We start from the raw sequence: 10,220 nt of genomic DNA on the forward strand, positions 1-10,220 counted from the left end.
CTAGCAACCGACTATTGGAGGAGCTTTGGACACCGTACTTGGTGTGTCGATGGCGCCGACGGCAGTCCGGATGGTGCGGCGCGACGACATCCGTGCCGACGTCGGGCCGCTGGTCCGCGGGCGGCCGATTCCCGAAGATCAGTGCCAGCGTCAACGCCGCGACGCCGCCGACGAACACCGCCGCGACGGCGGCGATGGTCACGATCGACTTGCGGCTGCGGCGCTGCTGCGCCGGGGTGCCCGAGAGCCGGTGGGCGTCGGAGGCCGGGTCGTCCTCGGCGCTGTAGGCGAGCTCGGCCGCCGCGGCCGAGGCGGTCTGCGTGGCGCTCATCGCGACCGTTCGCGGCGCGCCCAGCTTCGCGTTCGCCGCGGCCAGCGAGGCGCCGCCGCAGCCCTCACCGCATTCCGGCGACCACCACAACCTGGACGACTGGCTGCACCGCCATCTGGGGCCTGGGATTCCGTCCCCGTAGGCCGGCCGAGGCCCGGTCCCGGGCCACCCCCGCGGCGGCGAACGAGCGTAAAATCGGGTTACTAGGGGAATAACGGTGGGGACCAAGCGATCTCTCGCGCCACCAATGCGTGCGACGAGGCCCGCCCTCACCGTTATTGGCTAGCAACCGACTATTGGAGGAGCTTTGGACACCGTACTTGGTGTGTCGATGGCGCCGACGGCAGTCCGGATGGTGCTGGTCGAGGGGGAAAACGGCGACGGCGCGACCGTCGACGAAGACAATTTCGACGTCGCCGCCGCTGCCGATGCAGCAACGGTAACCGCCTCGGACCAGGTAGTTTCGGCCATCTTGGGGACCCGTCAGGGCGCGGCAGAGGGCGGCTATCAACTGGCGTCGACCGGCGTCACGTTCACCGACCCGCTCGAGGCCGCCGCGCTGCGCGACAAGCTGGCGGCCCACAAGGTCGAAAATGTGATGCTCGTCTCCGCCTTTTTGGCCGCGGCCGCGCTGGCGCAGGCGGTGGGTCACCAGACCAACTACGCGAATACGGCGCTGCTTTACATCGAGCCCGACACCGCGACGCTGGCGGTCGTCAACAGCGCCGACGGATCCGTCGCCGACGTCCAGCGGCAGGCCCTGCCCGCCGACGACGAGGCGGCCGTCGCCCAGCTGGCCGCGATGGTGTCCAGCGCGGAGAACTTGGAGACGCGCCCGGACGCCGTGTTCGTCGTCGGCTCCGGCATCGACATCCCGATGATCAAGCCCGCCCTCGAGGCGGCGACCACGCTGCCGCTGACGGCGCCCGAGGAGCCGGACACGGCCCTGGCCCGCGGCGCGGCGCTGGCGTCGGCGAACGCCCCGCTGTTCTCGTCGTCCACCGCGGCCCTGGCCTACGCGCAGGATCCCGGCACCGGCGCGATCAACCCGTTGGCCGTGGCGCCGGGCTACTTCGAAACCCCGGGTGAGGCCGGCGCGGACGGACTCGCCTACAGCGCCGTGCCCGACGATCCCGACGAGTTCTTCACCGGCTCGCAGACCGCCGCGACGGCGCTGGTCGACGCGGACTACCACGAGCGCAGCTCGTTCCGGCTGGTCGGAAGCGCGGTGGCGGCGATCTTCGTCATCGGGGTGGTGGCGCTGGTCGTGTCGTTGGCCATCGCCATCCGGCCGACGGCCAACGTGCGGCCCAGCCCGAATCAGAACGTCGTGGTGGCGCCCACCCGGCCGGCTCCCGCGCCCGCGGCTCCCGCTCCCGAGCAGGCACCCGCGCCCGCGGCACCCGCTCCGGCGCCCGAGGCGCCCGCTCCAGCTCCGGCGGCCGCCCCGGCGCCCGCTCCCGCCCCCGAGGCGCCCGCTCCGGCTCCCGCGCCGGCGGCTCCCGCACCCGTGCCGGTGCCGGAGGCTCCCGCTCCGGTGCCGGTGGCTCCGCCGCCCCCTCCGCCCGCGGTGGCGCCTATCCCGGTGCCCATCCCGCTGCCGATCCCGGGCCTTGGCGGGCCGGGCTTTGGTGGACCCCCCGGAGGCGGCTTCGGTCCGCACGGCGGCGGTGACGACGGGCCGCACGGTGGCGGCGGACACGGTGGTGGCGGCGGCGGCTTCCCCGGACTCCCCGGCGGCGGCGGTGGCCACGGCGGCGGCGGTGGCGGCTTCCCCGGCTTCGGCGGAGGTCACGGCGGTTTCGGTCGCCACTAACCCCCAGCGAGCGCCTAGGGCCTGACGGCAGCCATCTGTCATCTGCCGTTTGCCTCCCGATCAGCCCTGCGATGCAGTCAGCTCATCGGGGCCGCCTACACCGGTTGTATGCGATGCACCGTGTTCGGCACGGGTTACCTCGGTGCCACCCACGCGGTTGGGATGGCGGCTCTGGGACACGACGTGCTCGGGATCGACATCGACCCCGGCAAGGTGGCCAAGCTCGCCGGGGGCGACATCCCCTTCTACGAGCCAGGCCTGCGAAAGCTGTTGCAGGAGAACCTGGCCGCCGGTCGACTACGGTTCAGCACCGACTATGACGCGGCCGCCGACTTCGCGGACGTGCACTTCCTGGGCGTGGGCACCCCGCAGAAGAAGGGCGAATACGGCGCTGATCTGCGCCACGTGTATGCCGTCATCGATGCGCTGGTGCCGCGGCTGACGACCTCGGCGGTGCTGGTCGGCAAGTCGACGGTTCCGGTGGGCACCGCGGCCGAGCTCAACCAGCGGGCCGCCGGGCTGGCTCCCCAAGGGGTCGACGTCGAAATCGCTTGGAACCCGGAGTTCCTTCGCGAAGGCTACGCCGTACAGGACACCCTCAACCCGGACCGGATCGTGCTGGGCATCAAACCGGATTCGACGCGCGCCGAGGCCGCCGTTCGCGAGCTGTACGGTCCGCTGCTCGACGCCGGGGTGCCGTTCCTGGTGACGGATCTGCAGACCGCGGAGCTGGTCAAGGTTTCCGCCAATGCCTTTCTGGCAACGAAGATTTCGTTCATCAACGCCATTTCCGAGGTGTGCGAGGCGGCCGGCGCGGACGTCAGCCTGCTGGCCGATGCGCTCGGCTACGACCCACGGATCGGACGCCAATTCCTCAATGCCGGTTTGGGTTTCGGCGGAGGCTGCCTGCCCAAGGACATCCGGGCCTTCATGGCGCGCGCCGGCGAGCTGGGCGCCGACCAGGCGCTGACGTTCCTGCGCGAGGTCGACAGCATCAACATGCGCCGCCGCACCCGAATGGTGGAACTGGCCAGCGCGGCCTGCGGCGGCTCGCTGCTGGGCGCCAACATCGCCGTCCTCGGTGCCGCCTTCAAACCCGAATCCGACGATGTGCGTGACTCACCCGCGCTCAACGTCGCGGGTCAGCTGCAGCTCAACGGGGCCGCCGTCAACGTCTATGACCCCAAGGCCCTGGACAACGCGCAGCGACTATTCCCGACGCTGAACTACGCGGTCTCGGTCGAAGAGGCCTGCGAGCGCGCCGATGCGGTGCTGGTGCTCACCGAATGGCGCCAGTTCGTCGACATGGATCCCGACGACCTGGCCGACCGGGTCCGCGCCCGCGTCATCGTGGACGGCCGCAACTGCCTGGACGCCGCCCGCTGGCAGCGGGCGGGCTGGCGGGTCTACCGCCTGGGCGCGCCGCGGCCCTGACGCCGAGCGCTGCGGGCTTTGCTTCAGCACGATACAAACGCTTGCCGGTGGTGGCATTGTCGATAGCCTCAAAAAGGCTATACCGCATGCATTTTCAAACACTTGACAGGATTGAGCGATTTGACGACGACCGCTGCCACCGAAACCAATATCGAAGTCGTTCCGCTGTCGGGCTGGACGGGAGCCGTGATCGACGGCGTCGACCTGGCCGCGCCGCTGAGCGAAGCGGAAAAGGACGTCATCCGGTCGGCCCTGCACAGGTGGAAGGTGGTGTTCTTCCGCGACCAGGAGCTCGACCACGCCGCGCAGATCGCTTTCGGTGCCCAATTCGGTGAGGTCACCTCGGCCCATCCCTACGAAGGCGATTCCGCGCCCGAGGGTTTCCCGCAGATCCATACCGTGTCGCCGGCCGCCTACGACCGCCGGTACGGTTCGGAGTACCGGCATAAGGAGGGCTGGAACGGCCCCAACTGGCATGCCGATGTGACACCTCTGATCAACCCGCCGTCGCATTCGATACTGCGCGCCGAAGTGGTCCCGCCCTTCGGCGGTGACACGCTGTTCACCAATGTGGCGGCCGTCTACCAAGGCCTTTCGCCGTTGGTTCGCGAATTCATCGACGGGCTGCGCGCCGAGCACCGGTTCGGCGCCACCTTGTCCTTCGAGCGCAGCGGCGCCAAGATCGGGGACCTGGTGCGCAGCAATCCGCTGGCGTCGATCCATCCGGTGGTCCGGGTGCATCCCGAGACCGGCGAGAAGGTGGTCTACGTCAATCAGTTCTTCACCCGGGAGATCGTCGACCTGTCGCCCCGGGAAAGCCGGTACGTCCTGGACCTGTTGTTCGAGCAGATCGCCCGGCCGGAGTACTCGGTCCGGTTCAAGTGGGAGCCGGGAAGCGTTGCGTTCTGGGACAATCGGGCCACGCTGCACCTCGCCCCGCGCGATTACGAGCACCTGGGCCAGGAGCGGGTGCTGCACCGCATCACGCTGGTCGGCGACATCCCGGTGGGGCCCGACGGACGCCGCTCGGAGCCGCTAGAGGGCGAGTACTTCGGGGCTGCCTGACGCCCGCTCGCGGGCGTGGGCCGGTGAGCCCACCTGTGACGCGAGCAGGCCGATAGCCGCCACGGCGGTGGTGGTCACCGCGACCGGCCACAACGCCCCGCCGTAGTGGGCCACCACCGAGGTGAGCAGCAGCGGAATGAGCCCGCCGATGATGGTGGAGCTCTGGCCGGACAACGACATTCCGGTGTAGCGCACCCGGGCGGGGAAGGACTCGGCGAGGTATTTGGGCAGCGCGCCCCAGACGACCCACAGCGGCGCGCCGATCAGCACCTCGGTTGTCAGCAGCGACGGCAGCGTCGCCGAGGCGGCCAGCACCGCCAGCAGCCCCGCAGCGGGCAGCGTCAGCAATGCGAGCAGGCCGCCGCGGATCACCTTGTCTGCGCCGTAGCGATCGGCGAGCCAACCGCCCAGTACGGTCAACGCCCAGAACACGGTGACGTGCACGGCCGAGATGCCCAGCAGCACCGAAGATGATGGCAGGCCAAGGGTTTTGGTGCCGTAGCCGGTGAGGAACACGGTCTCGATGAAGAACGGGACCGTCACGCCGCCGAGATAGACCGCAAAGCAGATCAGCATCGTGCGGCCGTGCTGGCGAACCGCCTCGCGCAACGGGAACGGTGACAGCTCGCCGCTGCGCCGCAGCGCGGTGAACTCCGGTGACTCGATCACCCGCAACCGGATGAACAGGCCCACGACACCGAGCGCGAGGCCGAACAGGAACGGCACCCGCCAGCCCCAGGTCACGAAGCTGTGCTCGCTGAGCGTCGAGGCCAGGATGAACAGCGATCCGGTGGCCAACCCCTGGCCGACGGCCGAGCCCGTCTGCACCAGCGATCCCCAGAAGCCGCTGCGGTGTTGGGGGCTGGTCTCGGTGACCACCAGCACCGCCCCGGCCCACTCACCGCCCAGCCCGACGCCCTGCAGGAAACGCAACAGCACCAGCAAGGCGGGCGCCGCCCAGCCGATCGCGGCGTAGCTGGGGAGCAGTCCGATCAGAAAGGACGGGATCCCCATGATCAACAGCGTGGCCACCAGCATCTTCTTGCGCCCGAGGCGATCGCCCAGGTGCCCGAACAACACGCCGCCCAGCGGCCGGGCGACGAAGCCGACGGCGAAAGTGCCAAGCGCGGCAAGCACTCCGGCCGTCGAGGAGGCGCGCGGGAAGAACAGCGGACCGAAGACCAGGGTGGCCGCGAAGCCGTAGAGGAAGAAGTCGTACCACTCCAGCACGCTGCCGGCGAGGCTGGCCAGGGCCACCCGGCGCATGCCGGGTCCGGCTTCCTCGCCGCCGGGCGGGGCCGAAAGATCGGTGCTGCCCTGCGCTGCGATCGTCATTGAGGGTCTCCGATGGTCGGCCGGCCGGGTCCACGCGCAAGCGTCGTGACGGGCGAAATGAGCGGCGCGAGTGGGGCACACAGAGACCGCAGCGACGACGATCGCCCGCGCGCCCCATCTTCATTGCCGTGCCGGGTCCCGGTCGAGCGCAGCCCTTCCCGCCGCGGGGATCATCCGCGGCGCCCGCCCAGCTCAGCGCGGTTTCCCGCGGCCGGCGACGGTTGGAATCAGATTGAACGCAAACGATTCACCGTCGGATGCCGGCACGCATGCCGCACGATGTCAATTAGCTTGCCGCACAACAGGTTCAGTCGAACATGTGCGGGCGTACAGCACCGCGCGGGGGTATTCGCCGCCGTCGTCGAAGAGCTCGACGTCGACGTCGTCGAACCCGGCCGAGCGCAGCGCGTCGGCAACCGGTGCCGGATCCGGGATCTCACGGAATGGCAGGCTGGCAGCGACGTCGTCGGCGTAGTGATGCCCGGCCACATGGGGATTCAGCGAAATGTCGGCGATCACCAGCCCACGCGGGGCCAGCACCCGGCGCCATTCGGCGAAGGCCCGCCGCGGCTCGAGCACCGTCCAGATGAAGTGCCGGGCCGTCACGGCATCGAAACTGGCGTCGGCGAACGGCAGCTTCTCGGTCACGCCCTCGACGAAGGTGACCGCCACCCGGCCGTCGGCGGCCTTGGCGCGAGCGTGCGCCAACATGGCCTCGGATGCGTCGACGCCGGTCACCTGGTGGCCCAGCTCGGCCAGCAACAGCGCGACAAAGCCGGTGCCCGTGGCGACGTCGAGCACGCGGGAAGCCGGCGGGATCGGACTCAGGGCGTCCGTCCACCGTCGACGTTCGGGTTCCGAGGAGATGCCGTGGGCGGCCCGCTGGTCGTATTGCGCACCCTCGCGCTCCCAGAACTCGCGGATCGCCGTGCGGGCGACCGGAAGGCTCACATTGGCCTCGGGCATGAGCACCTCTCGGGGACAAGGGCATTCGGCGGGCCGGACATCGACGACAAGTCTGCAGTGCGCGCCGGTGTCGCCGCAAGGCACGCGGGACCGCAGGGCGCGCGGCCCGGCGAGTAGCCTGACCCGCGTGGACTATGCCGGAAAATTTCTCGACGAGAACCGGGCCTTCGGGGAGCTCTTCCGCGATGTCGACGAGTCCACGCCGGTCCCCACCTGCCCGGACTGGACCCTGCGGCAGCTCTTCCGCCACGTCGGGCGCGGCGATCGCTGGGCGGCGCAGATCGTGAGTCAGCGCCTCGACAGCTACCTCGACCCCCGCACGGTGGAGGGCGGCAAGCCGCCGCCGGATCCCGCCGGTGCCATCCCGTGGCTGCACGGCGGCGCCCAGCGGCTGATCGACGCCGTCGAACTGACCGGGGTCCAAACGCCGGTCTGGACGTTTCTGGGGTCGCGCCCGGCGAACTGGTGGATCCGGCGCCGGTTGCACGAGGTCGCGGTGCATCGGGCCGACGCGGCGATCGCGCTGGGCGCCGAATACACCCTGGACGCCGAGGTGGCGGCCGACGGCATCACCGAATGGCTGGAGCGGGTGGCGATCCAGGCGGGCGCCCAGGGCGCGCCGCTTCCGCTCGAGGAGGGTGACACCCTGCACCTGCATGCCACCGATCCCGGGCTGGGGGAGGCCGGCGAATGGACGATCACCGTCGAAGACGGCCGGGTCGCCTGGTCACACCAGCACGGCAAGGGCAGCGCCGCGTTGCGCGGGGGCGCGACCGAGCTGCTGCTGGCGATCCTGCGCCGGCGGCCGCTGGCCGACACGGGCGTCGAGCTGTTCGGCGACGACGGCGTGTGGAAGCGCTGGTTGGACCGTACGCCTCTCTAGTCGCGGGGCCGCACGGTAATTTGCACACCATGACCACATCGGAGATCGCCACCGTTCTGGCATGGCATGACGCCCTCAACGCCGCGGACCTCGAGACGTTGACCGCGCTGTCCAGCGATGACATCGAGATTGGCGACGCGCACGGAGCCGCACAGGGCCACGAGGCGCTGCGCACCTGGGCCGGCTCGCATCGGGCGAGCACCCAGCTCGGCCAGCTGTACGTGCACGACGGCATCGTCGTCGCCGAACAGAAAGCGACCAGCCCCGACGGTCCGGAGGCGGCCACCAACGCGTTGGCGTTTCGCGTCGTGCGCGACCACGTCACCTCGGTGTTCCGGCACGACAGCCTGGCCTCGGCGCTGGCGGCCACCGAGCTCACCGCGTCCGACGCCGTCGAGTAGGGCCGATCAAGGCATTAGGAGCTATCCATGCGCGGAATCATCCTGGCCGGCGGGTCGGGCACCCGCCTGCATCCCATCACCACGGGCATCAGCAAGCAGTTGCTGCCGGTCTACGACAAACCGATGGTCTACTACCCGCTGTCCACCCTGATGATGGCCGGCATCCGCGACATCCTGGTGATCACCACCCCGCACGACGCGGCGGGCTTCCAGCGGCTGCTGGCCGACGGCTCGCAATTCGGCGTCAACATCACCTACGTGACGCAGGAAAAGCCCGACGGCCTGGCCCAGGCGTTCGTGCTGGGTGCCGACCACATCGGCAACGAGCCGGTGGCATTGGTGTTGGGCGACAACATCTTCTACGGCCCGGGCCTGGGTACCAGCCTGAGCCGCTTTCAATCCATCAGCGGCGGAGCGGTTTTCGCGTACTGGGTGGCCAACCCGTCGGCTTACGGTGTCGTCGAATTCAGCGACGACGGCAGGGCGCTGTCGCTGGAGGAGAAGCCCAAGACACCCAAATCCAATTACGCGGTGCCGGGTTTGTACTTCTACGACAACGACGTGATCGAAATCGCCAAGGGTCTCAAGAAATCGGCGCGCGGCGAGTACGAGATCACCGAGGTCAACCAGATCTACCTGAACCGGGGCCGGCTCTCGGTCGAGGTGATGGCCCGCGGCACGGCCTGGCTGGACACCGGGACGTTCGACTCGCTGCTGGATGCCAGCGACTTCGTGCGCACCCTGGAACGCCGGCAGGGCCTGAAGGTCAGCGTGCCCGAGGAAGTGGCGTGGCGGCGTGGCTGGATCACCGACGACGAGCTGGCCGAGCGCGCCCAGAGCCTGCTCAAGTCCGGCTACGGCGGCTATCTGCTGGATCTGTTGGAGCGGAGCCGATTTCAGTAGGTTTGGCCAGCACCGCGGCGATCGCCGTCGTCAGCGGTACCGACAGCGCCAACGCCATGCCGCCCACCGCGGAGCGGGCGATCTCGATGGCCACGCTCTCGCTGGTCAACACGTCGGTCAACGAGCGGTTGGCCACGCTGAACAGCAACAGCAGCGGCAGCGAACTACCCGCGTAGGCCAGCACCAGGGTGTAGACCGTGCTGGCGATGTGATCGCGCCCCACCCGGATGGCGCCGACGAAGATCGCCCGCCGCGAGCCGCCCAGGTGGGCGAGCTCGAACACCGTCGAGGCCTGGGTCACCGTCACGTCGTTGAGTACACCGAGTGACCCGATGATGAACCCGGCCAGCAGCAGCCCGCCGATCGACACGCTGCCCAGATACGCGCTGACGGTGCTGTTCTGCTCGTCGGACAGCCCGGTCAGCTGCGCCAACTGTATTGCTGCCCAAGATAATCCGGCGGCCAACAGGAGGGCCGCCAGGGTGCCCAGCAGCGCGGCGCTGGTCCGCAGGTTGACCCCGTGGGCGAGGTAGATGACCGCGTACAGGATGGCCGCCGACGCGACCAGCGCCACCGGCACCGCCGGCGCGCCGTCGCGCAGCGCCGGCAGCAAAAACGTCACCAAAACCACGAACGCGACCACGATGCCCACCAGGGCCAGCAGCCCGCGCCACCGCGCCACCGCCACGATCACCACCGCGAACGCGATCGCCAAACCGGCGAGCGCCCAACCACGTTCGAAGTCGTAGAACGCGTAGCTGGTGGCGCCCTGGTCGTCGACCTGGCGGACGAGCCGAATGCGGTCGCCCACCGCGAATTTCGGCTGTCCCGGGCCGGGGGAGGACTCCAGCAGCGTCTGGGCGCCGGCGTTGGGGCCGGAGTCGATCGACACCTGGGTCAGCACGCAGCGCCCCGCGCCGGGCGGCGCCTGTTGCGGCGCGCCGGTGAGCACCTGGCTGACCGACGCGCTGCCGCAGTCGCCCATCCCGCTGGACAGCACGTGCCCGGCCTGCGTGCTGACCGCGCCGCCGGCGGCGTTCTGCAGCGGCATCGGGATGTCGACGTGCTGCCGGCTGGGCCACAACA

General features: G+C 69.8%; 10 protein-coding genes and 1 pseudogene. 7 read left to right on the forward strand and 4 right to left on the reverse strand.

Annotation, left to right across the window (positions count from 1 at the left end):
- Nucleotides 1-331 (reverse strand): annotated as a pseudogene (locus tag A5622_RS23100) (hypothetical protein); the annotation flags it as partial.
- Here A5622_RS23100 and A5622_RS29370 point away from each other — a divergent pair.
- The 4 genes from A5622_RS29370 to A5622_RS23115 all read left to right on the forward strand — a co-directional run bounded on the left by A5622_RS29370 (nucleotide 321) and on the right by A5622_RS23115 (nucleotide 4,646).
- A complete protein-coding gene (locus A5622_RS29370) occupies nucleotides 321-473 on the forward strand; it encodes a hypothetical protein (RefSeq protein ID WP_156753063.1) in 153 nt (50 codons plus the stop codon). The pseudogene A5622_RS23100 and the gene A5622_RS29370 overlap by 11 nt on opposite strands.
- 189 nt (nucleotides 474-662) lie before the next feature.
- Nucleotides 663-2,147, forward strand: a complete 1,485-nt coding sequence (locus A5622_RS23105; protein WP_231997722.1) for a hypothetical protein — start codon at nucleotides 663-665, stop codon at nucleotides 2,145-2,147.
- Nucleotides 2,148-2,255: 108 nt separating this feature from the next.
- A complete protein-coding gene (locus A5622_RS23110) occupies nucleotides 2,256-3,581 on the forward strand; it encodes a UDP-glucose/GDP-mannose dehydrogenase family protein (RefSeq protein WP_066862380.1) in 1,326 nt (441 codons plus the stop codon).
- A 120-nt stretch (nucleotides 3,582-3,701) separates the two neighbouring features.
- On the forward strand, nucleotides 3,702-4,646 hold the full coding sequence (locus A5622_RS23115; RefSeq protein WP_066881463.1) for a TauD/TfdA family dioxygenase: 945 nt from the start codon (nucleotides 3,702-3,704) through the stop codon (nucleotides 4,644-4,646).
- On the opposite strand, the gene A5622_RS23120 is transcribed toward A5622_RS23115, so the two are convergent.
- Together A5622_RS23120 and A5622_RS23125 are read right to left on the reverse strand one after the other, a co-directional pair.
- A complete protein-coding gene (locus A5622_RS23120) occupies nucleotides 4,617-5,981 on the reverse strand; it encodes an MFS transporter (RefSeq protein ID WP_066881459.1) in 1,365 nt (454 codons plus the stop codon). The two genes, A5622_RS23115 and A5622_RS23120, sit on opposite strands and share 30 nt — an antisense overlap.
- A gap of 282 nt (nucleotides 5,982-6,263) precedes the next feature.
- Nucleotides 6,264-6,947, reverse strand: coding sequence for a class I SAM-dependent methyltransferase (locus A5622_RS23125; RefSeq protein WP_066881465.1), 684 nt, complete (start codon nucleotides 6,945-6,947; stop codon nucleotides 6,264-6,266).
- A gap of 127 nt (nucleotides 6,948-7,074) precedes the next feature.
- Between A5622_RS23125 and A5622_RS23130 the strand changes: the two genes are divergently transcribed.
- The 3 genes from A5622_RS23130 to rfbA are packed head-to-tail and all read left to right on the forward strand — an operon-like array spanning nucleotide 7,075 to nucleotide 9,134.
- Nucleotides 7,075-7,830, forward strand: a complete 756-nt coding sequence (locus A5622_RS23130; protein ID WP_066862397.1) for a maleylpyruvate isomerase family mycothiol-dependent enzyme — start codon at nucleotides 7,075-7,077, stop codon at nucleotides 7,828-7,830.
- 29 nt (nucleotides 7,831-7,859) lie between these two features.
- Entirely contained in the window at nucleotides 7,860-8,231 is a 372-nt protein-coding gene (locus tag A5622_RS23135) for a nuclear transport factor 2 family protein (RefSeq protein ID WP_066862372.1), read from the forward strand.
- A 27-nt stretch (nucleotides 8,232-8,258) separates the two neighbouring features.
- The gene (rfbA, locus tag A5622_RS23140; RefSeq protein WP_066862368.1) at nucleotides 8,259-9,134 is read left to right on the forward strand and encodes a glucose-1-phosphate thymidylyltransferase RfbA; all 876 of its coding nucleotides are present in this window, start codon (nucleotides 8,259-8,261) and stop codon (nucleotides 9,132-9,134) included.
- Here rfbA and A5622_RS23145 read toward each other — a convergent pair.
- Nucleotides 9,076-10,220: YibE/F family protein (locus tag A5622_RS23145; protein ID WP_066881461.1), on the reverse strand; the 1,145-nt coding region annotated here is incomplete at its 5' end. The genes rfbA and A5622_RS23145 overlap by 59 nt on opposite strands.

The sequence above is a fragment of the Mycobacterium sp. 1245801.1 genome, from assembly GCF_001673055.1.
Lineage (GTDB): Bacteria > Actinomycetota > Actinomycetes > Mycobacteriales > Mycobacteriaceae > Mycobacterium > Mycobacterium europaeum_A.

What these genes read in the sequence shown, in the direction of transcription:
- A5622_RS23120 (WP_066881459.1), bottom strand. Translation starts at nt 5,981, where the DNA reads ATGACGATCGCAGCGCAGGGCAGCACCGATCTTTCGGCCCCGCCCGGC.
- rfbA (WP_066862368.1), top strand. Translation starts at nt 8,259, where the DNA reads ATGCGCGGAATCATCCTGGCCGGCGGGTCGGGCACCCGCCTGCATCCC.
- A5622_RS23110 (WP_066862380.1), top strand. Translation starts at nt 2,256, where the DNA reads ATGCGATGCACCGTGTTCGGCACGGGTTACCTCGGTGCCACCCACGCG.
- A5622_RS23105 (WP_231997722.1), top strand. Translation starts at nt 663, where the DNA reads ATGGCGCCGACGGCAGTCCGGATGGTGCTGGTCGAGGGGGAAAACGGC.
- A5622_RS23135 (WP_066862372.1), top strand. Translation starts at nt 7,860, where the DNA reads ATGACCACATCGGAGATCGCCACCGTTCTGGCATGGCATGACGCCCTC.
- A5622_RS23125 (WP_066881465.1), bottom strand. Translation starts at nt 6,947, where the DNA reads ATGCCCGAGGCCAATGTGAGCCTTCCGGTCGCCCGCACGGCGATCCGC.